The following is a 22,502-nucleotide window of genomic DNA, read 5'->3' as shown; positions in this document are numbered from 1 at the left end:
TACGCTGAGTGGACCCGCGGGGATCTGGGGAACCCCTCGGAGACACAGCCGCACCACACCACCGGGAGTGCCAGTGGCACGCGTCGTAGTCGACGTCATGCTCAAGCCGGAGATCCTCGACCCGCAGGGACAGGCTGTGCAGCGCGCACTGCCCCGTCTCGGCTTCGACGGAATCGCGGACGTACGTCAGGGAAAGCGTTTCGAGCTCGAGGTCGAGGGGCCGGTGGATGCCGCAGCCCTCGCCCGCATCGACGAGCTGGCGGAGACCTTCCTCGCCAACACCGTCATCGAGGACTTCACCGTCAGGATCGAGACGGACGAGAAGTCCGAGGAGCCGAAGTGACCGCTCGTATCGGAGTCGTCACCTTTCCCGGCACGCTCGACGACCGGGACGCCCTGCGTGCCGTCCGGCTCGCCGGGGCCGAACCCGTATCCCTCTGGCACCGCGACAAGGGCCTGCACCAGGTCGACGCGGTGGTCCTCGCAGGGGGCTTCTCCTACGGCGACTATCTGCGCGCCGGAGCCATCTCCCGTTTCTCCCCGGTGATGGAGACGGTCATCACCGAGGCGAAGGCCGGGATGCCGGTCCTCGGAATCTGCAACGGCTTCCAGATCCTGACCGAGGCGCACCTGCTGCCCGGCGCCATGCTGCGCAACAACCACCTCCACTTCATCTGCCGCGACCAGAAGCTGCGGGTGGAGAACGCGGAGACGTCCTGGACCTCCGACTACTCCGCGGGCCAGGAGATCTCCGTACCGCTGAAGAACATGGACGGCCGCTACACCGCCGACGAGCACACGCTCGACGAGCTCGAGGCCGAGGGCCGCGTCGCCTTCCGCTACCTCGACGGGAACCCGAACGGTTCGCTGCGGGACATCGCCGGCATCACCAACGCGGCGGGCAACGTCGTCGGCCTGATGCCGCACCCCGAGCACGCCGTCGAGCCGCTGGTCGGTACCGGCCGCACCGACGGCCTCGGTTTCTTCACCTCGATCATCAAGAAGCTGGTCAACGCATGAGCCTGGACACGGTCAAGCACGCGGCCGAAACCCCGGACACCGGGCAGCCCTGGAAGGAACTCGGCCTCAAGGAGGACGAGTACGCCCGGATCCGCGAGATCCTGGGCCGCCGCCCCACCGGCGCCGAGCTCGCCATGTACTCCGTGATGTGGTCCGAACACTGCTCGTACAAGAGCAGCAAGGTCCACCTCAAGCAGTTCGGTGAGAAGGTCCCCGCCAACGACGCGATGCTCGTCGGCATCGGCGAGAACGCCGGTGTGGTCGACGTCGGCCAGGGGTACGCGGTCACCTTCAAGGTCGAGTCGCACAACCACCCCTCGTACATCGAGCCCTACCAGGGCGCCGCCACCGGCGTCGGCGGCATCGTCCGCGACATCCTCGCCATGGGCGCCCGTCCGGTCGCGGTCGTCGACCCGCTGCGCTTCGGTGCGGCCGACCACCCCGACACCCGCCGCGTCCTGCCCGGCGTCGTCGCGGGCATCGGCGGCTACGGCAACTGCCTGGGCCTGCCGAACATCGGCGGTGAGGTGGTCTTCGACGAGTGCTACCAGGGCAACCCCCTCGTCAACGCCGGCTGCATCGGTGTCATGAAGCACGAGGACATCCACCTCGCCAAGGCCTCGGGCCCCGGCAACAAGGTCATCCTGTACGGCGCCCGTACCGGCGGCGACGGCATCGGCGGCGTCTCCGTCCTGGCCTCCGAGACCTTCGAGTCGACCGGCCCGGCGAAGCGCCCGGCCGTCCAGGTCGGCGACCCGTTCCAGGAGAAGCTCCTCATCGAGTGCACCCTGGAGATCTTCAAGGAGAAGCTCGTCGCGGGCATCCAGGACCTCGGCGGCGCCGGGCTCTCCTGCGCCACGAGCGAGCTGGCCTCCGCGGGGTCCGGCGGCATGCGCGTCGAGCTGGACACCGTGCCGCTGCGCGACTCCTCGCTCTCGCCCGAGGAGATCCTCATGAGCGAGTCGCAGGAGCGCATGTGCGCGATCGTCGAGCCGCAGCACGTGGACCGCTTCCTGGAGATCTGCGAGAAGTGGGACGTCATCGCCACCGTCATCGGTGAGGTGACCGAGGGCTCGCAGCTGGAGATCTTCTGGCACGGCGAGCAGATCGTCGACGTTCCCCCGCGGTCGGTCGCCCACGAGGGCCCCACGTACCACCGCCCGTTCGCGCGGCCCTCCTGTCAGGACGCGCTGCAGGCCGACGACGCCGGCAAGCTGGCCCGCCCGGCGGACGGCGCCGAGCTGCGCGAGCAGGTCCTCAAACTGGTGGCCTCCCCGAACCAGGCCTCCAAGTCCTGGATCACCGACCAGTACGACCGCTTCGTGCAGGGCAACACCGTGCTCGCGATGCCCGAGGACGCCGGCATGGTCCGGATCGACGAGGAGTCGAACCTGGGCGTGGCCATGGCGACCGACGGCAACGGCCGCTACGCGAAGCTCGACCCGTACACGGGCGCGCAGCTCGCGCTGGCGGAGTCGTACCGCAACGTCGCCGCGTCCGGTGCCAGGCCGCTCGCCATCTCGGACTGCCTCAACTTCGGTTCGCCCGAGGACCCGGACGTCATGTGGCAGTTCGCCGAGGCCACCCGCGGCCTCGCGGACGGCTGCCTGGAGCTGGGCACCCCGGTCACCGGCGGCAACGTCTCGCTGTACAACCAGACCGGTGAGACGGCGATCCACCCGACGCCGGTCGTCGCCGTGCTCGGTGTGATCGACGACGTCACCCGCCGTACGCCGGTCGCCTTCGCGAAGGAGGGCCAGCTCCTCTACCTGCTCGGTGACACGCACGAGGAGTTCGGCGGCTCGGCGTGGTCCGAGGTGATCCACCGGCACCTCGGCGGCATGCCCCCCAAGGTCGACCTGAGCCGCGAGAAGCTGCTCGGCGAGATCCTGATCTCGGCCTCGCGCGACGGCATGATCGACGCGGCGCACGACCTCTCCGACGGCGGTCTGATCCAGGCGGTCACCGAGTCCTGCCTGCGGGGCGGGAAGGGTGCCCGGCTGGTCGTGCCGGACGGTCTCGACGCCTTCACCTTCCTCTTCTCGGAGTCGGCGGGGCGCGCGGTCGTCTCGGTTCCCCGCAGCGAGGAGCTCCGCTTCACCGACATGTGCGGGGCGCGGGCCCTGCCCGTCACCCGCATCGGTGTCGTGGACGGCGAGGAGATCGAGGTCCAGGGCGAGTTCAGCATCGCGCTGGGTGAGCTGCGCACGGCGCACGAGGGGACCCTGAAGGGTCTGTTCGCCTAGTTCCGCCTGCTCCGAAGCCCCCGCCCGGGTCGACCTGGCGGGGGCTTCGACGTGCGGCGCGCTACCTGTTGATGAACATTACGTAACTACGTAAGGTGGTGGTCATGGAGCTCGAGGAACGTGTGGCCGAGCTGGAGCGCCGGATCGCGGCACTGGAATCGGCCGGGGACCGAGGAGCCCCCGAGCTGGGGGACGGCGACTTCTGGGCGCTGGACGGGCTGAAGGACCAGCTCGACAGGGTCGGGGACGCCGCCGCCGACGGCGGGGTGCTGTTCACCGGCGCCGTCCGGCTTCCGGCCGGCGAGCGGTACGAGTGGCAGTACGGCGCTCTCACCGCGGGGCTGCTGGGTGCGGACGAGGACCGCCCGGACTGGTCGGAGGCCGCCGAGCCCCTGGCCGCCCTCGGCCACCCGGTGCGGCTGCGGTTACTCCGCGAGATCCTCGGCGGCCGCCGCACCGCCGCGGAGCTGGCCGGGCTGGACGAGACGGGCACCACCGGCCAGATCTACCACCATCTGCGTCTGCTCACGGCCGCGGGCTGGCTGCAGACGGCGGGCCGGGGGCGGTACGAGGTGCCGGGTGCGCGGGTCGTGCCGCTGCTGGTGGTGCTCACGGCCGCCCGGCCCTGAGACCCGTACGCCGTGGACGCCGAGAGCAAGGAGGGACACCATGCCCGTACGTAAGGCCGCGATGCTGCTGTACCGCTGCTGCTGGCTCGCCTTCCTGGCCCTGGTGCCGGTGAGCCTCCTCGGCGATCCGCCGTTTCCGTACGGGGCGGCCTTCGTCCCCGCGGCGGCCGCCGTGGCCATCGGGGTCCTGGTGAACCGCCGCAGCCGGGCCGGCCTGGCGAAGGCCCGGCCCGCCGTGGAGACCGGACCGCCCGTGACCGGCCGCTGGACCGCGCGCAACAGTCCCGCCGACAGGATGCTCAGCCACGGCACCCAGGGCTACGGGCAGACGTACGCGATCGACCTCGTCGCCGATCCGGAGGAGGGGAGCCGCCCGGCGTTCCGGTGGCTGTGGCCGGTCGCCCGCCCGAACCGCGACTTCCCGGCCTTCGGCGCTCCCGTCGTCGCCGTGGCGGACGCCACGGTGGTGCACGCGAGCGACGGGCAGCGCGACCACCCCAGCCGTGATTCCGGCCCTGCGCTGGCCTAAGGCCTGTCCCGCAGTTCCCGGCGGGCGTGCGACGACAGCTACGGCACCTCGCCGCGTTGTCGGAACGTCCCCATACATCCAGTATGCGGACGTCCCTCCGCCTTGCGATGCCCCGCATCTGACGCCGCACGCTGATCCACCGGGAAGTGCGGGACAGGCCTTACCTCCTGCTGGCCGAGGCAACCGTCCGGGACCTGGCCGGCGCGCGCAGGGTCGTCGGCAACCACGTCGTCCTCGACCTCGGGGACGGTGTCTACGCCGCGTACGCCCATCTCCGGCGCAGCTCCCTCCTGGTGAAGGCGGGGGACACCGTCCGGGCCGGCCGGCAGCTCGCGCGCTGCGGCAACTCCGGCAACTCCACCGAGCCGCACCTGCACTTCCAGCTGATGGACCACCCTGACCTCGGCGTGGCGCGGGGGATCCCGTTCACCTGGCGGGGGGTCGGTGTGCCGGCCGGAGGGGAGACCTTCACGGCGGGGGAGCCCGCCGGCACCGGCTGACGCCAGGGCGTGTCCCGGACGTCCCCTCCGTCCGGCGGCGCCTGCCGGACAGCAGGACGCGACAGGCTCATCCGCACGGCCTCCGTGCCGAGCTCGCGTGTTCCTCGGCCGGCTCCCCTGCTCGGCCGAACGCCGCCCGCACGTAGGGCGGTTACTCGTACGAGCGACCGACCACGACCGACTGTCCGGACCCGGGGGCAACGATCGAGCTAGTCTCGCCCCCATGCCCCCGGCCAAGAAGCGCCCGCGCGCCTACGACGTCTCCAAGGTCCGGACCGCGGTCCTGGCCCAGTTCGCCCACGTGAAGGACGGCGTCGCCGCCCTGACGCCCGAGCAGCTGACCCTGCCCGGGCTGGGGGAGTGGACCGTACGCGACCTCGCGGCGCACATCACGACGGCCCTGGAGCGGGTCAGCCGGGCCATGGAGCTGCCGGAGCCGGCCGGCGGTCCCAAGCCGGAGGTCACCCTGCTGGAGTGGCCGTTCTCCACCGCCGGGGACGCGGCGGAGATCGCCGGCCACACCCAGGACCTGGCCACGGACCGGCCCGACCTGGGCGCGCTGTACGCGGAGACCGCCGCCCGGTTCGCGGAGCTGGTCCCCGCGGCCGGTGACCGGCTGGTGACGACCCGGGCGGGGACGATGCGGCTGGGTGACTTCCTGGTCACCCGCACCGTCGAACTCGTCGTCCACACCGACGATCTGCACCGGGCGACCGGCCTCGACATCCCGTACGACCGTCAGGCCCTCGCCACCTGCACCCGGCTGCTCGCCGACGCGCTCGCGGACCGGGCGCCCGGCGGCTCCGTCGAGGTACGCGTCCCGCCGTTCGCCGTCGTCCAGTGCATCGGCGGTCCCAAGCACACCCGGGGCACACCGCCCAACGTGGTGGAGACGGACCCGCTCACCTGGGCCCGGCTGGCGACCGGCCGTACGGGGTGGGCGCAGGCGCTGGAAGCGGCGCAGGTCAGCGCCGGTGGGGAGCGGGCCGACCTCGGCCCGCTGCTCCCGCTGATGCGCTGAGGGGAACCGGATCGCCCGGCCGGCCCGTCCCATCGCCATGCACACACCACGGATCGTCGTCAGCGTCCTGGCCCTCCTCACCCTGGCCGCCTGCGGTACGGAGTCCGGATCCGGAGCGGGATCCGGCGCATCCGGGGGCGGCAGCGGCACCGTACGGACGGAGCCGCCCCTGACCGGTGTCCACTGGACGGTCTCCTCCCTGACCGTCGACGGGAGGAAGACGCCCGCACCGGCCGGCGCCCATCTCGTGATCGACACGAAGGGGAGGGCCACCGGAAGTCTGGGCTGCAACCGGTTCACCGCCGAGGCCCGCGTCGACGGCGCCAAGGTCACCGTCGGCCCGGCCACCACCACCGAGATGGGCTGCGAGAGGGACGTCCAGCGCTTCGAGGAGGCCCTGGGCCGTGCCTTCCGCGGTGAGCTCCAGGCCGACACGGCGGGCAGCGGCGAGCGTAGGACGCTGGCCCTGACCACGGCACGGGGCGACTCCGTCGCCCTCGTCGAGCAGCCACCGGCTCCGCTCACCGGCACCGCCTGGAAGGTGACCGGGCTGACCTCCGGGAGCACCGCCACCTCCCTGCCCCCGGGCACGGACGGCGCGGCGCACCTCACCTTCGGCGAGGACGGCACCGTACGGGGAGGCCTCGGCTGCAACTCCTTCCACGGCCGGGCGACGGTCTCCGGCTCCACGATCACCTTCGGACCGCTCGCCTCCACCCGGAAGATGTGCCCGGGGCCGCAGATGGAACTGGAGCGTGCGCTGCTCCGCGTCCTGGAGGGGAGGACGACGTACGGGATCGACCACCGCTCGCTGTCGGTCGAGGCGGCGAACGGCGAGGGGCTCCACGCGTCCGCCCCGGCGGACGAGGACTGACCGCGGACCGGATCGCCCGCATGCCGTGAACGCCGGGAGCCCGCCAGTACACGAACAGGCGGGTGCGTGGCCGCCCCTGCGCGGAGGGTGGAAGCGCGTCGTTCCTGGCCGCCGCCGCAGACGAACTCGGTGCCGGGACGGCGTGCGTGCCTTCCGCGGACGGCGCGGCACCGGCCGCGGTCCAGCCCGACCCCGTGCGGGGCGACGGCCGGCGCCCGCACCGACACGTCCACCCCGGTGCAGCGGCTGAGCAGCGCCTGCGCCAACCGGCCCGGTCCGCAGCCGGGGCGCTCGCGCATCTCGTCGCCGTTCCGCCCTTTCCACCCGTCCGCTACGTTCCGACCGGTCACGCCGTGACAGCCGTTCTGCGCGTTCCGTCCTTTTCGCCGGTACGGGAGCAGGGGCGGGGAGTGGCCCGCAGGCCTTCCGCCCGCGGCCGCGCGGTGTGAGGCTCGCCACGGAGCGGGTGGGCCGCCGCCGTCCCCGCTGCCGGACGTTCCGGCTCACGGAGTGCCACGAGCGAGCCGTTCCGGGAGCGCGGCCACCGGCGGGCCCGACCCGCCGGTAACGCCTTTCCGCCGGGCGCCGGGGGCCCTCACCCTCCCGAGGACGGCGTTCGGGAACCCGACCGCGATCACTCCGGGTGACGTGCCGGTGCCGGGCCGGACCGCCGGGAGAAGCGCTCCGCCCTGCCGGCCGGGGCGCCCGCCGGGCGGCCACCCAATTCGGACCGGTGGTCGATCTCGCCTACACTCGGTGGCGTGCCTCGTGGTGATGGACGACTCAACCACGACCTGCTCCCCGGAGAGAAAGGCCCCCAGGACGCTTGCGGCGTCTTCGGTGTCTGGGCTCCGGGCGAAGAGGTCGCCAAGCTCACCTATTTCGGACTGTATGCCCTGCAGCACCGTGGACAGGAGTCCGCGGGCATCGCAGTGAGCAACGGGTCCCAGATCCTGGTCTTCAAGGACATGGGACTGGTCTCGCAGGTCTTCGACGAAACGTCTCTGGGTTCGCTCCAGGGCCATATCGCGGTCGGTCATGCCCGTTACTCCACCACCGGTGCCTCGGTGTGGGAGAACGCGCAGCCGACGTTCCGTGCCACCGCGCACGGCTCGATCGCCCTGGGACACAACGGCAACCTGGTGAACACGGCCCAGCTCGCCGAGATGGTGGCCGACCTTCCCCGCAAGGACGGCCGGACCACCCGGGTCGCCGCGACGAACGACACCGACCTGGTGACCGCTCTGCTCGCCGGCCAGCGGGACGAGGAGGACAAGCCGCTCACCGTCGAGGAAGCCGCCGCGAAGGTGCTTCCCGAGGTCAAGGGCGCCTTCTCGCTCGTCTTCATGGACGAGCACACGCTCTACGCGGCCCGTGACCCGCAGGGCATCCGCCCCCTGGTCCTCGGCCGGCTGGAGCGCGGCTGGGTGGTGGCCTCCGAGTCCGCCGCCCTCGACATCTGCGGCGCCAGCTACGTGCGTGAGATCGAGCCGGGCGAGCTCATCGCCATCGACGAGAACGGCCTGCGCACCTCTCGATTCGCAGAAGCGAAGCCCAAGGGCTGCGTCTTCGAGTACGTCTACCTGGCCCGCCCCGACACCGACATCGCCGGCCGGAACGTCTACCTCTCCCGCGTGGAGATGGGCCGGAAGCTCGCCGCCGAAGCGCCGGTCGAGGCCGACCTGGTCATAGCGACGCCGGAATCGGGCACCCCCGCGGCCATCGGGTACGCCGAGGCGAGCGGTATCCCGTTCGGGGCCGGACTGGTCAAGAACGCCTACGTCGGCCGGACGTTCATCCAGCCGTCGCAGACCATCCGCCAGCTCGGCATCCGCCTCAAGCTGAACCCGCTCAAGGAAGTCATCAAGGGCAAGCGCCTGGTGGTCGTCGACGACTCGATCGTCCGCGGCAACACCCAGCGCGCCCTGGTCCGCATGCTCCGCGAGGCCGGCGCCGCCGAGATCCACATCCGGATCTCGTCCCCGCCCGTGAAGTGGCCCTGCTTCTTCGGCATCGACTTCGCGACGCGTGCCGAGCTGATCGCCAACGGCATGACGGTCGACGAGATCGCCACCTCCATGGGTGCGGACTCGCTCGCGTACATCTCGCTGGACGCGATGGTCGAGGCGACGACGATCGCCAAACCCAACCTCTGCCGCGCCTGCTTCGACGGCGAATACCCGATGGAGCTCCCCGACCCGGAGCTGCTGGGCAAGCAGCTGCTGGAGACCGAGCTGGCGGCCGGCCCCGCCGGGACCGCGGCGGCCGACGCGCTGCGCCGTCCGTGACGCGGACCGGCCGGCTCCGTCCCCACCAGCCCCGTACTCCCACACGAAAGATCCCGGGCAATGTCTGAGACAACAGGTGCTTCCTACGCGGCGGCGGGCGTCGACATCGAAGCCGGTGACCGCGCCGTCGAGCTGATGAAGGAGTGGGTGAAGAAGACGCAGCGCCCCGAGGTCGCGGGCCTCGGCGGCCTGGGCGGCTTCGCCGGCCTCTTCGACGCCTCGGCGCTCAAGCGCTACGAGCGCCCGCTGCTCGCCTCCGCCACCGACGGTGTCGGTACCAAGGTCGATCTGGCCCGGCAGATGGGCGTGTACGACACCATCGGCCACGACCTGGTGGGCATGGTCGTCGACGACCTGGTCGTCTGCGGTGCCGAGCCGCTCTTCATGACCGACTACATCTGTGTCGGCAAGGTGCACCCCGAGCGCGTCGCGTCCATCGTGAAGGGCATCGCCGAGGGCTGCGTCCTGGCGGGCTGCGCCCTGGTCGGCGGCGAGACGGCGGAGCACCCGGGCCTGCTCGGCCCGGACGACTTCGATGTGGCGGGCGCCGGTACGGGCGTGGTCGAGGCCGACCGGCTGCTCGGCCCGGACCGTATCCGTAAGGGTGACGCCGTGATCGCGATGGCGTCCTCCGGTCTTCACTCCAACGGGTACTCGCTGGTGCGCCATGTGGTCTTCGACCGGGCCGGCTGGTCCCTGGACCGGCAGGTCGAGGAGTTCGGCAGGACGCTCGGGGAGGAGCTTCTCGAGCCCACGCGGATCTACTCCCTCGACTGCCTGGCCCTGACGCGTACGACCGAGGTGCACGGCTTCAGTCACGTCACGGGCGGTGGGCTGGCCAACAACCTGGCCCGCGTCGTACCGGACGGGCTGCACGCCACCGTCGACCGGTCCACCTGGACGCCCGGTGCCGTGTTCGACCTGGTCGGCAAGGCCGGGAAGGTCGAACGGCTGGAGCTGGAGAAGACGCTCAACATGGGTGTCGGCATGATCGCGATCGTGCCCGCCGACTCCGTCGACGTGGCGCTGACGACGCTGGCCGACCGGGGGGTGGACTCCTGGGTCGCCGGTGAGATCACCGACCGCGGTGACCACGCCACGGGCGCCGCCCTGACCGGCGACTACGCCCGGTGACGAGCTGACGTCGCGTCCGTCGGCCCGGTACCTACCGGGGCCGGCGGACGCGGCCCCGCACCACCCGTCCGGACCTGGACAGCACAGAACCCGGTCCGGGCAGGCCCGGACCGGGTTGATGTGTCAGCGCGAGGTCAAGCGCCGCGGCGCTGTGACGACGGACCGGACCGGCCGTCCTCGTCCGCGTCCTCGTCGTCGTTGTACAGATCCGCGTACTGTGCGTACGGGTCATCTTCCTCGTCGTCGTCCTCGAACGGCTCAGCGTTCGGTGGCTGACTCGAAGGCGATGCGCCCAGCTCATTGGCCAGACGCGACAGGTCAGTCCCGCCGCTGCTGTACTTCAGCTGGCGGGCGACCTTGGTCTGCTTGGCCTTTGCCCGGCCGCGCCCCATGGCTCGACCCCCTCGGTGACGGGGCTCGACGGCCCCAGAGTCTTGACACGCGTTCATGTTTCGGGACGGACTCTCGGCTGAGAGACCGCGCCCGTGGCTTTAACGGTACCTGCTTCCTCGGCCATACGGTACGCCGCCCGCATCACGTGCCTTGCCGCAGGACCGTGGAGGAGCCCGTCCTCGCTGGTCAACAGCGAGTTTAACCTCTTGCCGGCGGCCGACCCGCCGACCGGAGTGAGTCTTGTCTCCCCTCGCGCTCCCGGCCCTCGACGGACCCTCCCAGGCCTCCGTCCCGGCTCCCCACGCCCGTCCGGCGGGGTGGGGCCGGGCGGGCGTGGGGAGCCGGGGGCGTGCCGGTCACCGGTCCGGGCCCGGCCCGGGCGACGGCCCGGTGACCGGCGCCCGGACCGGTGGTGTCCCGCGGGGGATCCGTCGGCGGTGACGCCTCAGCGGCCGCGGGCCTCGGCCATCCGCTGTTCGGCGATCCGGTCCGCGGCGGCGGCCGGCGGGATACCGTCGGCCTTCGCACGTGCGAATATGGCCAGCGTGGTGTCGAAGATCCTCGCGGCCTTGGCGCGGCACCGGTCGAAGTCGAAACCGTGGAGCTCGTCCGCGACCTGGATCACGCCACCGGCGTTCACCACGTAGTCCGGTGCGTACAGGACCGAGCGGTCGGCAAGGTCCTTCTCCACACCGGGGTGGGCGAGCTGGTTGTTGGCCGCGCCGCACACCACCTTCGCGGTCAGTACGGGGACCGTCGTGTCGTTCAGCGCACCGCCGAGCGCGCACGGGGCGTAGATGTCGAGGCCCTCCGTGCGGATCAGCGCGTCCGTGTCCGCGGCGACGGCGACCTCCGGGTGCAGTTCGGTGATCCGGCGTACGGACTCCTCGCTGACGTCCGTCACCACGACGTGGGCGCCGTCGCTGAGCAGGTGCTCGACCAGGTGGCGGCCCACCTTGCCGACGCCGGCGACACCGACCTTGCGGCCTCGCAGGGTCGGGTCGCCCCACAGGTGCTGGGCGGAGGCGCGCATCCCCTGGAAGACACCGAAGGCGGTCAGCACGGAGGAGTCGCCGGCACCGCCGTTCTCGGGCGAGCGGCCGGTGGTCCAGCGGCACTCCCGGGCGACGACGTCCATGTCGGCGACATAGGTGCCGACGTCACAGGCGGTCACGTAGCGTCCGCCGAGCGAGGCCACGAACCGGCCGTAGGCGAGCAGCAGTTCGTCCGTCTTGATGAGCGCGGGGTCGCCGATGATCACGGCCTTGCCACCGCCGTGGTCGAGGCCGGCCAGGGCGTTCTTGTAGGACATGCCGCGCGACAGGTTCAGCGCGTCCTCGACGGCCTCGGCCTCGGTGGCGTAGGGGTAGAAGCGGGTGCCGCCGAGGGCGGGGCCCAGGGCGGTGGAGTGGAGGGCGATGACGGCCTTGAGGCCGGTGGCACGGTCCTGGCAGATCACGACCTGCTCGTGACCCCCCTGATCCGAGTGGAACAGGGTTCGCAGTACATCGCCAGGCACGCCGGTCACATCGGTCACTGTGGTGACTCCCAAGTACGAAGCGGCGGAAGACCCTCCTGAAGGTGGGGAGGGCCTCGGACCGGCCGGCACGGCCGGTCCGACTGGGCAAGACTGTAAGTCCTACGGGCCCGTAGATCCCTCGGAGTGCCCGGGATCACCCCCCTGCGGAGTACAGGCGTGGCACGATCTGCCGCATGCCGGTGGTGTCCTCTGTGGTTGTCCCTTACGCGTCCTACCTGCGGGTGTACGAGCCGCTCGCGGCCTTCCCCGAGCCCGAGCGCGCCCACTGGGCGCGCTACGCCCGGCGGACCGACCTGCCTACCGCCCAGGACGAACTGCGGCGGTCACTGGCCGACTTGGTGCCCACTCCGCCCGTGGGCGTGCCCGTGCACGAGAGCGGGGACGCCTTCGTCGCGGACGTGGACGGGGTCGTGTGCGTCTGCCCCTGGCGGACGCGGATGCGGGGCTGGATGGCGCTGGACGAACTGGGGGGTCTGTTTCCGGCCACTGTGCTGGACGCGGTGCTCCCGCCGGTGGTGCGGGGTCAGGCGGCCGCGGACTACGAGCGCTGGGCGGAGCGGAACCCGGACGCCCGTCCCTGGATCCGGACCACGGTGTGGCACGTCCCGGTCCGCTGGTTCGTCCTGTTCGACGACGAGGAGCGCGAGTACGTGGCGCGGGACGGGGAGGGGGTCCGCCCCCTGCTGCGCTACCGCACGCCGATGGTGCAGGCGCGGCGCCGGCTGGCGCGGGCGCTCAAGACGCTGCGGGAGACGGTCGACGAGGGGCCCCTCGCGGAGGGGCTGGTGGACGTGGGGCGCTGGCTGGAGGAGTTCCATCCGCACGCCATGGTCGAGCTGGACTACGGCGGCCTGGTGTACGCGCTGTCCGGCGACCAGCTGGCGGGGGACCGCTCGGCGGCGGACGTCGCCGAGGGCATCACGGCACTTCGGTCCGGGGACACCGACGCGGCGGGGGTGGCGTACGGGCGTCTCGCCGAGCGGTGGCGGGCCGTACGGGACCGGCAGTCGGCCAACTGAGGGCGTCCCCGGCGGGCGCGCGGCGACGGCCACGCCCCTCGCCGCGGTGGCTGGGCGTCCCCGGGAGTCGGGACACGGAGGTTCCTGCGTCTGAGGTGCACCGTGTCCGAGCCGCGTGCCGGTCCCCGGGGACATCGGGGACGGGTTCCGGCGGGAAAGCAGTGTGAAGTGCCCGTAACCGTCGCATAGACAGGCGATCGGGAGGGAAGAGACATCCTGCACGGTGTCCGGCATCCAGGGCGCCGAGAGCTCCCGGCGGGTTTCGGTCCCCCGGGGGGAGGGCCCCGGGAGAACCCGCGGGGCGGCGGAAGGCTCGGGTGGAGGTGAACGGAGATGTCCTGAGGGGAACTGACGGTCAGTGAACCGAACGCCCTGTGTGACGCGTGTAACAGGTGGGGCCGGAGGTGGACCGGCGGAGTTCGGGACCTACGTCCCGAACCGGGCCTTTGCCTCAAGCGTGATGGATAGCACTAACGGGGCCCTTGCGTCCTTCCCTACTCCTCATGCCAAAATAGGACAAGGGGTCCTGGGGAGACTCTGTCCGCCCAACTATGGGTGGAATGCTCAGCATTGCACGCTATGGGGGGTCTGACGACTTCTGACGACTCCTGATCGCTCTGTGACTGATCGTCACTGGAGCGTGACTGTCCGCTATGGCATGGTCCATCGGCTTCCGTCGCTGATGAACACCTGGGAGGGCAATTCCATCGGTTTGGCCGACGTGGCTGGACGGATGGTGTAGTTGTAGTGCCGAGGACAAGCCGTTCGTCCTATAACCGACTCGGCCCGCGTCCGTCATTTCGGGCAACGCGGGTCAAGGTGCAGAATTTAGAGGAAAGAACCGAGAAGGTTCGGTTCTCCCGAGGAGGCCGCTCATGACCGCTCGCACCCCTGATGCCGAGCCGCTGCTGACCCCGGCTGAGGTTGCCACGATGTTCCGCGTGGACCCGAAGACGGTCACCCGTTGGGCCAAGGCTGGCAAGCTCACGTCCATCCGCACGCTCGGTGGGCATCGCCGGTACCGCGAGGCAGAGGTCCGCGCACTGCTTGCGGGTATTCCGCAGCAGCGCAGCGAGGCCTGACACACCCCTGTCGCCGCAGCATCACAGGGCTGCCGAAGGGCCCCCCAGCCCCCGGTACCCACTCATAGCTCCACATGACGGACGCCCGCCCCAACGGGCGTCATACCTGTGACTCACGGGTGCGTCGTTCGATCGCGCTGGACTCCGCCGGGTCCAGCGCGATCTTTTTTGTGCCCCAGGGCCTCCCCTCGTGGATGTCCGGCGCCCGCTCGGGTCCGGCTCCCCTTCCGGAGGCTGTCTGCCGCCGCGTGGGCCGGTGCCCGCCGCGTTGCCGTTCCGTAGCCGGCCCCCGGTGCTCCGACGGGCCGACAACAGGCCGACGGGTCGGTTTCCCGGCGGCCCGTGTGCGGGTGTGGGCGTGCCTGTTCGGGGCTGTTCGTCCGGGGCCCGGCGGCGTGGGAGGGCTCGGTGGGAACGGTCCGGGATGTGCTCCCGAAGGAGTGCAATTGCACATATTAAATTCGCCCGTTGTAGGAAGTGCGTAAAGTGCCCCCCTGGCAAAACCAATTCGGTGACTCCCGTCACACCGGCGGGACCCCTCCTCCCTGAGCCTTCCACCCCTCGGAGGCGTACGACTGCGGCTGTCCGTCATGTCGTGGAGGGGCTTCGGCCGCCGGGCGGGCGGGGGGCGGGGTGGTCGTTCCGGTCCCCTTTCCGGTCCTCGTGCCCCCGTGGGGGCTCGTCCCCGCCCTCGGCGGTGGCGCGGGGTGGGCGGGCGGTCGCCTCGGCCGGTCCTTCCGCCGCACCGACGGGCGTCCAGGGGGCCGAAGGCGGGTCCGGCGCGTTGCGCGGCCCGGAGTGCACGTACGGCGGCTGAGGGGGCGTCAGGGGCTCCATGGCGAGCGCCTGGAGGCGATGGCAGACCGGGCAGTTGCGGGTGAGGTGGCGGTAGCCGGACGCGGCCGCCAGGTGGGCGCGCAGCAGCGCGCGGGTCTTGTGCCGTGCCGTGGGTGCAGGCATGCGGGCGACCTCCCGGAGGACCCGGCCGTCCCGCACCGGAACCAGGGCGGCCTCTGTCCTACGGGTTACCCGTGTCGGATCCGGCCGTCAAGACGCACGAAAGCCCGGATCCAGGGGATCCGGGCTTTCGTCTACTGCGGTCCTGACGGGATTTGAACCCGCGGCCTCCACCTTGACAGGGTGGCGAGCACTCCAAACTGCTCCACAGGACCAGGTTTTCGCTGCTGCCTTGCGGCTGGCTGCGAAGACAGACTGTACAGGAGGTGCGAGGGCCAGGTCGAACTCACTCTGGGTGGCGGGAGCGCTACAGCCCCGCGGAGGTCCGGCAACAGCCCTGCGGTGGCCCGGTTCCCCGTACGGCGGCCGTACGGAGAACCGTCGCACGCCGGCTCCGAGGAGGGGTGCCGCCGGGCCGGATCACGGTGCGGCCGCGTCGATCGCCTTCACGATCCGCTTGTCCGAGACCGGCTGTGCCGTCCCCAGGGCGTGGGCGAAGTAGCTCACCCGGAGCTCCTCGATCATCCACCGGATGTCCAGCACCTCCTGCGGGACGGGCCGCCCCTGCGGCAGCTGCTCCAGCAGCCAGGCGTACTCGTCCTGCATCTCGTGGACCTTCTCCATGCGCGTGGTGTCGCGCTGGACGTTCGTCGGCATCTGCTGGAGACGGCGGTCCTCCGCGACCAGATAGCGCATCAGGTCGGGCAGCCTGCGCAGTCCGGTCGCGGTGACGAATCCGGGCGGTACGAGACGGGCGAGGTGATCGCGGACGTCCGTGACGTTGTTGATCAGGACCAGGCTGTTCGTGGCCTTCAGCCGGCGCTCGCACGCCTGCCAGGCCGCCAGGATCTGCTGCACCTGCCCGATCGTGCGGACGGTCAGGTCCACCAGGTCCGCGCGGACCTTCTCGTACAGCGCGCGGAACGACGCCTCGTCCCACGCCGGACCGCCGTGCGCGGCGATCAGCCGGTCCGCCGCCGCCGTCGCGCAGTCGTCGAAGAGCGCCTGGACGGAGCCGTGCGGATTGCGCGACAGTGCCAGCTTCTGCTGGTTGGTGAGCGTGTCCGAGGCGAACTTCGCCGGATTGACCGGGATGTTGAGCAGGATCAGCTTCCGGGTACCCCGCCACATCGCCTGCTGCTGCTCGGCCTCCGTGTCGAAGAGCCGTACGGCAACGCTCTCACCCTGGTCCACGAGGGCCGGGTAGGCCTTCACGGGCTGGCCGGCCCGCCGGGTCTCGAAGACCCGGTTCAGGGTGCCGATCGTCCAGTCCGTGAGGCCCGAACGCTCGACGGACCCGCCCGAGGGCCCGGCGGTGGCCGCCGCGGCCTCGGAAAGCGCCTTGCGGGCCTTGGGGCGCAGCCGGACCTTCAGCGCCTCCAGGTCCTTGTCCTCGGCGACCTTGCGACGCCGTTCGTCGACGATCCGGAAGGTGATCTTCAGATGGTCCGGCACGCGGGACAGGTCGAAGTCCTCCGCCGTGACCGGAACACCGACCATCCGCTGGAGTTCCCGGGCGAGGGTGAACGGCAGCGGCTCCTGCAGCGGGACGGCCCGGTCGAGGAACTTCGCCGCGTAGTTCGGGGCGGGGACGTAGTGCCGGCGGATCGGCTTGGGCAGCGAGCGGATGAGCTCGGTGACCACCTCTTCGCGCAACCCCGGGATCTGCCAGTCGAAACCCTCCGTGGTGACCTGGTTGAGCACCTGGAGCGGGATGTGGACGGTCACGCCGTCGGCGTCCGCGCCCGGCTCGAACTGGTACGTCACCCGGAACTTGAGCCTTCCCTGGCGCCAGGAGTCCGGGTAGTCGTCCTTGGTGACGGCCCCGGCCTTCTCGTTGATGAGCATCGAGCGCTCGAAGTCGAGCGCGTCGGGCTCGTCGCGGCGCTTGTGCTTCCACCAGGAGTCGAAGTGCGCCCCGGAGACGATGTGCTCCGGAATCCGCTGATCGTAGAAATCGAAGAGCGTCTCGTCGTCCACCAGGATGTCGCGGCGCCGGGCACGGTGCTCCAACTCCTCGACCTCGCCGAGGAGTTTGCGATTGTCATGGAAGAACTGGTGAGGGGTGCGCCAGTCACCCTCGACCAGGGCGTTCCGGATGAAGAGATCCCGCGACGCCTCCGGGTCGATCCGGCCGAAATTGATCTTGCGCTGGGCGACGATCGGTACTCCGTAGAGAGTGACCCGCTCGTACGCCATGACCGCCGCCTGGTCCTTCTCCCAGTGCGGCTCGCTGTAGGTCCGCTTCAGCAGGTGCTGCGCCAGCGGTTCGATCCACTCCGGCTCGACCTTGGCGTTCACCCGCGCCCAGAGACGGGAGGTCTCCACGAGCTCGGCCGACATCACGAAACGCGGCTGCTTCTTGAAGAGCGCGGACCCGGGGAAGATCGCGAACTTCGCACTGCGGGCGCCCAGGTACTCGTTCTTCTCGGTGTCCTTCAGCCCGATGTGCGACAGCAGTCCCGCCAGCAGGGAGGTGTGCACCGACTGCTCGGGCGCGGCCAGGTCCGCCGAGGAGTCCTCGAGATGCATGCCCATCTGCTTGGCGACCGTGCGCAGCTGCGCGTAGATGTCCTGCCACTCGCGGATGCGCAGGAAGTTGAGGTACTCCTGCTTGCACATACGGCGGAAGCTGGAGGAGCCCCGCTCCTTCTGCTGCTCCCGGACGTAGCGCCACAGGTTCAGGAACGCCAGGAAGTCGGACGTCTCGTCCTTGAAGCGGGCGTGGTGCTGGTCGGCCTGGGTCTGCTTCTCCGCGGGCCGCTCGCGCGGGTCCTGGATGGAGAGCGCGGCGGCGATGACCATGACCTCGCGGACGCAGCCGTTGCGGTCCGCCTCCACGACCATGCGGGCCAGGCGCGGGTCCACCGGCAGCTGGGAGAGCTTGCGGCCCAGCGGGGTGAGGCGCTGGGCCCGCTTCCCCTCCTGCGGGGTCTTCTCGGCCGTCTCGAGCGCGCCGAGCTCCTGGAGCAGCTGGATGCCGTCCCGGATGTTGCGGTGGTCCGGCGGATCGATGAAGGGGAACTTCTCGATGTCGCCCAGGCCGGCCGCGGTCATCTGGAGGATGACGGAGGCCAGGTTCGTCCGCAGGATCTCGGGGTCGGTGAACTCCGGACGGGTCAGGAAGTCGTCCTCGGAGTACAGCCGGATGCAGATACCGTCCGAGGTGCGGCCGCAGCGGCCCTTGCGCTGGTTGGCGCTGGCCTGGGAGATGCGCTCGATCGGCAGCCGCTGGACCTTGGTGCGGTGGCTGTAGCGGGAGATGCGGGCGGTGCCCGGGTCGATCACGTACTTGATGCCGGGGACGGTCAGCGAGGTCTCCGCGACGTTCGTCGCCAGCACGATCCTGCGTCCGGTGTGGCGCTGGAACACGCGGTGCTGCTCGGCGTGCGAGAGGCGCGCGTAGAGGGGGAGGACCTCGGTGTTCCTGAGACCGCGCTTGTTCAGCGCGTCCGCCGTGTCGCGGATCTCGCGCTCCCCGGAGAGGAAGACCAGCACGTCTCCGGGGCCTTCGGAGCCGAGCTCGTCCACCGCCTCGCAGATCGCGGTGATCTGGTCGCGGTCGGAGTCCTCGCTGTCCTCCTCCAGGAGCGGCCGGTAGCGCACCTCCACCGGATACGTACGCCCGCTGACCTCCACGACGGGCGCCTCGCCGAAGTGTCTGGCGAAGCGCCCCGGGTCGATGGTCGCCGACGTGATGACGACCTTGAGGTCGGGGCGCCTGGGCAGCAGCCGGGCGAGGTAGCCCAGCAGGAAGTCGATGTTCAGCGACCGCTCGTGGGCCTCGTCGATGATGATCGTGTCGTAGGCGAGGAGCTCGCGGTCCGTCTGGATCTCGGCCAGCAGGATGCCGTCCGTCATCAGCTTCACGAAGGTCGCGTCCGGGTTCACCTGGTCGGTGAAGCGGACCTTCCAGCCGACGGCCTCGCCCAGCGGGGTGTCCAGCTCCTCGGCGATCCGCTCGGCGACCGTACGGGCGGCGATCCGGCGGGGCTGGGTGTGCCCGATCATGCCCCGGACCCCGCGCCCCAGCTCCATGCAGATCTTGGGGATCTGCGTGGTCTTGCCGGAGCCGGTCTCGCCCGCGACGATCACGACCTGGTGGTCGCGTATCGCCTCCAGGATCTCGTCCTTCTTCTGGCTGACCGGAAGCTGTTCCGGGTACGACAGAGCCGGCATCCGCCCGGCGCGCCCGGCGAGGCGTTCGGCCGCCTTGCCGGCCTCCGCGGCGATCTCGTCCAGCACGGACTGCCTGGCCTCGGGCTTGCGGATGCGGCGGGTGCCCTCGAGACGGCGGCCGAGCCGCTGCGCGTCGCGGAGCGAGAGCTGCCCGAGCGTGGTCTGGAGATCGGCGAAGGAAGTAGACATACGGACCCCAGGATCTCACCCGGGCGCGAGGAGTGGCGAACGTATTTCACGCGGGGTGCGTCACGGTGCCGGCGGGCTCACGCGGTCGGACCTGTCCTGCGTGCGCGCCGGGCGGGGGCCGCGGCGGGGCCGCGGTGGTCTGCACGGTCCGGCCGAGTGGTGGTGCGGTCCCGGCGCGGTGGGGGCGGGGGCCGGGTGGCCGTGGTGTGACCCTGGTGCGGTGAGGGCTGGGGCGGGAGGTGGTGCGGTCCCGGCGTGGAGACGGCCGGCGTCGGACCGGGGTCTGCGGTCCGGCGCGGGGAGGCTCGTCCGGGTCCGGGTGTTCCCGGGGGCCCGGCGCGGCGAGGTGCCGCAGCCCGGCCCCGGGGCCTGCGGCTCGGCCGTGACGGCAGTCACCGAGCGGGCGCACGGGATCACAGCACGTACCATTCCGGGCAACTGATCAACGTTCCCCGCGCGCAAGGCGGTCCCGTGTCCCGTACGCAGTGGTGCAGCCTGCTGGCCGTGCTCGCGGTCGTGCTGGGGCTGCTCTGCGCACCGGCGGCCGCCGCGGGCGGCACCCCGGCCACGGGGGTGGTGGCCACCGCAGGGGACGCCGGCATACCCGGCTGCGACCGCACCGGAGACCACGACGGCACCGGTCCCGCCCTGCCGGCCCGGACGCGTACCGCTCAGGACCAGGCGCCGGGGCCCGCCCCGTGGGGCCTGCCCGCCGCCGCCGGCCGGGGGCCGGCTCCGCTGCCGGCGTGTCTCCCCGTGCACGGTCCCCGGCCCGCCGCACCCACGCCCGTAGAACTGTCCGTGCTGAGGGTGTAGGCCGCCACGCCTCCCCCGCCACCGCAGCATCCACCCTCCTCAGCACGGAGCACCACATGCCCATGCCCACCCGTCCCTCGTCCCGGTCCTCCTCGAAGAAGCCGCTCGCCCTCGGCGCCGTCGTCGTCCTCGCCGCCGGCCTCCTCGGCTTCGTCTCGTACCGCGCCACCGCCCCCGACGTCCCGGCGTCCGACACACCCGCCGCCGTCGCCGGGTCCGCCGCGCCGGACGACGACGTCTACCCGGAACTGGCGAAGCTCGCCAGGCGCGAGGCCGGGGACAAGCTGGCCCAGGGCCGCACGGACGCCCCCGTCGTCCTCATCGAGTACGCCGACTTCCAGTGCGGTTACTGCGGGAAGTTCGCCCGGGACACCGAACCCGCGCTCGTCGAGAAGTACGTCCGGAACGGCACCCTGCGCATCGAGTGGCGTAACTTCCCCCTCTTCGGCGAGGAGTCGGAGGCCGCCGCCCGTGCCTCCTGGGCCGCCGGACAGCAGGACCGCTTCTGGGCCTTCCACCGGGCCGCCTACGCCGACGGCGCCAAGGAGAAGGGCTTCGGCGAGGCCCGGCTCAGGGCCCTCGCGAAGGAGGCCGGGGTCAAGGACCTCGACCGCTTCGCACGCGACACGGAAAGCCCTCAGGCCGCGGAAGCGATCGGCCGCGACCAGGAGCAGGCGTACGGGATCGGCGCCACCTCCACCCCGTCGTTCCTCGTCAACGGACGCCCCCTGGCCGGGGCCCAGCCCACGGCCGTCTTCACCCAGGCCATCGAGGCGGCCGCGGCCGAGGCGGCCAACGTGGGCAGCGCGGGCGAGGAGGCGCGGTGACGCCCGACATCGGCTACGTCGCGGCCCTGCTCGGCGGCCTGCTCGCCCTGGTCAGCCCGTGCAGCGCCCTCCTGCTCCCGGCCTTCTTCGCGTACTCCGTCGACTCCGCCTCCCGGCTGCTGGCCCGCACCGGCGTCTTCTACGCCGGCCTCGCCACCACCCTCGTCCCGCTGGGTGCGGCGGGCTCGTACGCCGGACGGATCTTCTACGGGCACCGCGACGCCCTCGTCCTCGGCGCCGGCTGGCTGATCATCGGGCTCGGTCTCGCCCAGATCGCGGGAAGGGGTTTCGCCTCCCGCCGGATGGCGGCCCTCAGCGGCCGGATCCGCCCCACGACCGCTCTCTCCGTCTACGCTCTGGGCGCCGTCTACGGACTGGCCGGCTTCTGCGCGGGCCCCATCCTCGGCAGCGTCCTCACGGTGGCGGCCGTCAGCGGCAGTCCGGTCTACGGCGGCCTGCTGCTCGCCGTCTACGCCCTGGGCATGGCCCTGCCGCTGTTCGTGCTCGCCCTGCTCTGGGAGCGCTTCGACCTCGGCCGCCGGGCCTGGCTGCGCGGCCGGACCCTGCGGGCCGGCCGCTTCGAGCTCCACACCACGTCGCTGCTCTCCGGCCTTCTCTTCGTCGGGCTCGGGGCGCTCTTCCTCGCGTACGACGGGACCACGGCGCTGCCCGGACTGCTGGACGTCGACGCGTCGTTCGCCGTCGAGCAGTGGGCCCAGCGGATCGGCGCGCGGGTACCGGACGCGGTCGCGCTCACGGCTGTGGTGGCCGTGGTGCTCCTGGGCCTCGGGGCGCAGGAATGGCGGCGTAGGTCCGGCGGGCTCCGCGCTCGGGAGGACGGGGCGGGGACGACGGCTCGCGCACAGGAGGAGCGGGAGGAGGAAGTGGCCTGACACGGCGAAGGCCCCGTCCGTGGACGGGGCCTTCGGGTGGTGGCTGGGGCCGGGATCGAACCGGCGACCTATCGCTTTTCAGGCGATCGCTCGTACCAACTGAGCTACCCAGCCACGCAGCTCACAAGGGCTGCAGCGGTCCTGACGGGATTTGAACCCGCGGCCTCCACCTTGACAGGGTGGCGAGCACTCCAAACTGCTCCACAGGACCAAGCTAATGTGCGAGACAAGTCTCGCACACGGTAAAGCGTGCCCCCAACGGGATTCGAACCCGTGCTACCGCCTTGAAAGGGCGGCGTCCTGGGCCACTAGACGATGAGGGCTAAGGGCCCACCTGCGCGCTTTCCAGCGCGTCGGGGACGTGAG

General features: G+C 71.4%; 17 protein-coding genes, 4 tRNA genes and 2 pseudogenes. 15 read left to right on the top strand and 8 right to left on the bottom strand.

Annotated features, from left to right (window positions below):
* The first annotated feature begins 73 nt into the window (after nt 1-73).
* The 10 genes and pseudogenes from purS (at nt 74) to purM (ending at nt 10,241) form a co-directional block, all read left to right on the top strand.
* Nucleotides 74-343 (top strand): phosphoribosylformylglycinamidine synthase subunit PurS, encoded by a 270-nt coding sequence (gene purS / locus BA175_RS13330; RefSeq protein WP_069171495.1) that lies wholly within the window; start codon nt 74-76, stop codon nt 341-343.
* A complete protein-coding gene (purQ, locus tag BA175_RS13325; RefSeq protein ID WP_069171494.1) occupies nt 340-1,020 on the top strand; it encodes a phosphoribosylformylglycinamidine synthase subunit PurQ in 681 nt (226 codons plus the stop codon). The genes purS and purQ overlap by 4 nt, the downstream gene beginning before the upstream one ends.
* Nucleotides 1,017-3,266: a phosphoribosylformylglycinamidine synthase subunit PurL gene (purL, locus tag BA175_RS13320; RefSeq protein WP_069171493.1), complete on the top strand. Its 2,250-nt coding sequence runs from the start codon at nt 1,017-1,019 to the stop codon at nt 3,264-3,266. The genes purQ and purL overlap by 4 nt, the downstream gene beginning before the upstream one ends.
* Nucleotides 3,267-3,370: 104 nt before the next feature.
* Nucleotides 3,371-3,895 carry an ArsR/SmtB family transcription factor gene (locus BA175_RS13315; RefSeq protein WP_069171492.1) on the top strand — a complete coding sequence of 175 codons (525 nt, stop codon included), beginning with the start codon at nt 3,371-3,373 and terminating at the stop codon, nt 3,893-3,895.
* 40 nt (nt 3,896-3,935) lie between these two features.
* Nucleotides 3,936-4,423, top strand: a pseudogene (locus tag BA175_RS13310) (M23 family peptidase); the annotation flags it as partial.
* Nucleotides 4,424-4,585: 162 nt separating this feature from the next.
* Nucleotides 4,586-4,924: pseudogene (locus tag BA175_RS13305) on the top strand (M23 family metallopeptidase); the annotation flags it as partial.
* 223 nt (nt 4,925-5,147) lie between these two features.
* Complete coding sequence (locus BA175_RS13300; protein WP_069171491.1) at nt 5,148-5,945, top strand: maleylpyruvate isomerase family mycothiol-dependent enzyme; 798 nt, start codon at nt 5,148-5,150, stop codon at nt 5,943-5,945.
* 37 nt (nt 5,946-5,982) lie between these two features.
* The gene (locus BA175_RS13295; protein ID WP_069171490.1) at nt 5,983-6,819 is read left to right on the top strand and encodes an META domain-containing protein; all 837 of its coding nucleotides are present in this window, start codon (nt 5,983-5,985) and stop codon (nt 6,817-6,819) included.
* 761 nt (nt 6,820-7,580) lie between these two features.
* Nucleotides 7,581-9,107 carry an amidophosphoribosyltransferase gene (gene purF, locus BA175_RS13290; RefSeq protein WP_069171489.1) on the top strand — a complete coding sequence of 509 codons (1,527 nt, stop codon included), beginning with the start codon at nt 7,581-7,583 and terminating at the stop codon, nt 9,105-9,107.
* Nucleotides 9,108-9,167: 60 nt separating this feature from the next.
* A complete protein-coding gene (gene purM, locus BA175_RS13285) occupies nt 9,168-10,241 on the top strand; it encodes a phosphoribosylformylglycinamidine cyclo-ligase (protein ID WP_069171488.1) in 1,074 nt (357 codons plus the stop codon).
* Nucleotides 10,242-10,375: 134 nt separating this feature from the next.
* On the opposite strand, the gene BA175_RS13280 is transcribed toward purM, so the two are convergent.
* Together BA175_RS13280 and BA175_RS13275 are read right to left on the bottom strand one after the other, a co-directional pair.
* Complete coding sequence (locus BA175_RS13280; protein WP_069171487.1) at nt 10,376-10,633, bottom strand: DUF3073 domain-containing protein; 258 nt, start codon at nt 10,631-10,633, stop codon at nt 10,376-10,378.
* Nucleotides 10,634-11,079: 446 nt separating this feature from the next.
* Nucleotides 11,080-12,171 (bottom strand): Leu/Phe/Val dehydrogenase, encoded by a 1,092-nt coding sequence (locus BA175_RS13275; RefSeq protein ID WP_079159524.1) that lies wholly within the window; start codon nt 12,169-12,171, stop codon nt 11,080-11,082.
* A 176-nt stretch (nt 12,172-12,347) separates the two neighbouring features.
* Here BA175_RS13275 and BA175_RS13270 point away from each other — a divergent pair, with 176 nt between their 5' ends.
* Both BA175_RS13270 and bldC read left to right on the top strand, forming a co-directional pair.
* Nucleotides 12,348-13,193, top strand: coding sequence for a hypothetical protein (locus tag BA175_RS13270; protein ID WP_069171486.1), 846 nt, complete (start codon nt 12,348-12,350; stop codon nt 13,191-13,193).
* Between the two features lie 875 nt (nt 13,194-14,068).
* On the top strand, nt 14,069-14,275 hold the full coding sequence (gene bldC / locus BA175_RS13265; RefSeq protein ID WP_003949541.1) for a developmental transcriptional regulator BldC: 207 nt from the start codon (nt 14,069-14,071) through the stop codon (nt 14,273-14,275).
* Nucleotides 14,276-14,863: 588 nt separating this feature from the next.
* Here the strand turns inward: bldC and BA175_RS13260 are convergent.
* The 3 genes from BA175_RS13260 to hrpA all read right to left on the bottom strand — a co-directional run bounded on the left by BA175_RS13260 (nt 14,864) and on the right by hrpA (nt 19,600).
* Complete coding sequence (locus tag BA175_RS13260) at nt 14,864-15,235, bottom strand: DUF6274 family protein (protein WP_069172094.1); 372 nt, start codon at nt 15,233-15,235, stop codon at nt 14,864-14,866.
* Nucleotides 15,236-15,372: 137 nt separating this feature from the next.
* A tRNA-Asp gene (locus BA175_RS13255) sits at nt 15,373-15,447 on the bottom strand.
* Nucleotides 15,448-15,652: 205 nt separating this feature from the next.
* Nucleotides 15,653-19,600 carry an ATP-dependent RNA helicase HrpA gene (gene hrpA, locus BA175_RS13250; RefSeq protein ID WP_069171485.1) on the bottom strand — a complete coding sequence of 1,316 codons (3,948 nt, stop codon included), beginning with the start codon at nt 19,598-19,600 and terminating at the stop codon, nt 15,653-15,655.
* A gap of 471 nt (nt 19,601-20,071) precedes the next feature.
* Here hrpA and BA175_RS13245 point away from each other — a divergent pair, with 471 nt between their 5' ends.
* From BA175_RS13245 to BA175_RS13235, 3 genes are read left to right on the top strand one after another with little or no spacing between them, the layout of a single operon-like run.
* A complete protein-coding gene (locus BA175_RS13245) occupies nt 20,072-20,416 on the top strand; it encodes a hypothetical protein (RefSeq protein WP_069171484.1) in 345 nt (114 codons plus the stop codon).
* Between the two features lie 56 nt (nt 20,417-20,472).
* Nucleotides 20,473-21,243, top strand: a complete 771-nt coding sequence (locus BA175_RS13240; RefSeq protein WP_069171483.1) for a thioredoxin domain-containing protein — start codon at nt 20,473-20,475, stop codon at nt 21,241-21,243.
* Nucleotides 21,240-22,136, top strand: a complete 897-nt coding sequence (locus tag BA175_RS13235) for a cytochrome c biogenesis CcdA family protein (RefSeq protein ID WP_069171482.1) — start codon at nt 21,240-21,242, stop codon at nt 22,134-22,136. Before BA175_RS13240 ends, BA175_RS13235 begins: the two co-directional genes overlap by 4 nt.
* 37 nt (nt 22,137-22,173) lie before the next feature.
* On the opposite strand, the gene BA175_RS13230 is transcribed toward BA175_RS13235, so the two are convergent.
* The 3 genes from BA175_RS13230 to BA175_RS13220 form a co-directional block, all read right to left on the bottom strand.
* Nucleotides 22,174-22,250: transfer RNA gene (locus BA175_RS13230), tRNA-Phe, on the bottom strand.
* A 22-nt stretch (nt 22,251-22,272) separates the two neighbouring features.
* A tRNA-Asp gene (locus tag BA175_RS13225) sits at nt 22,273-22,347 on the bottom strand.
* Nucleotides 22,348-22,386: 39 nt separating this feature from the next.
* Nucleotides 22,387-22,459, bottom strand: a tRNA-Glu gene (locus BA175_RS13220).
* Nucleotides 22,460-22,502: the final 43 nt, after the last annotated feature.

It is taken from the genome of Streptomyces griseus (assembly GCF_001715295.1).
Taxonomy (GTDB): domain Bacteria; phylum Actinomycetota; class Actinomycetes; order Streptomycetales; family Streptomycetaceae; genus Streptomyces; species Streptomyces griseus_G.
Note: the sequence above shows the minus strand (reverse complement) of the source record. Positions and strands in the feature narration are given on the sequence as shown.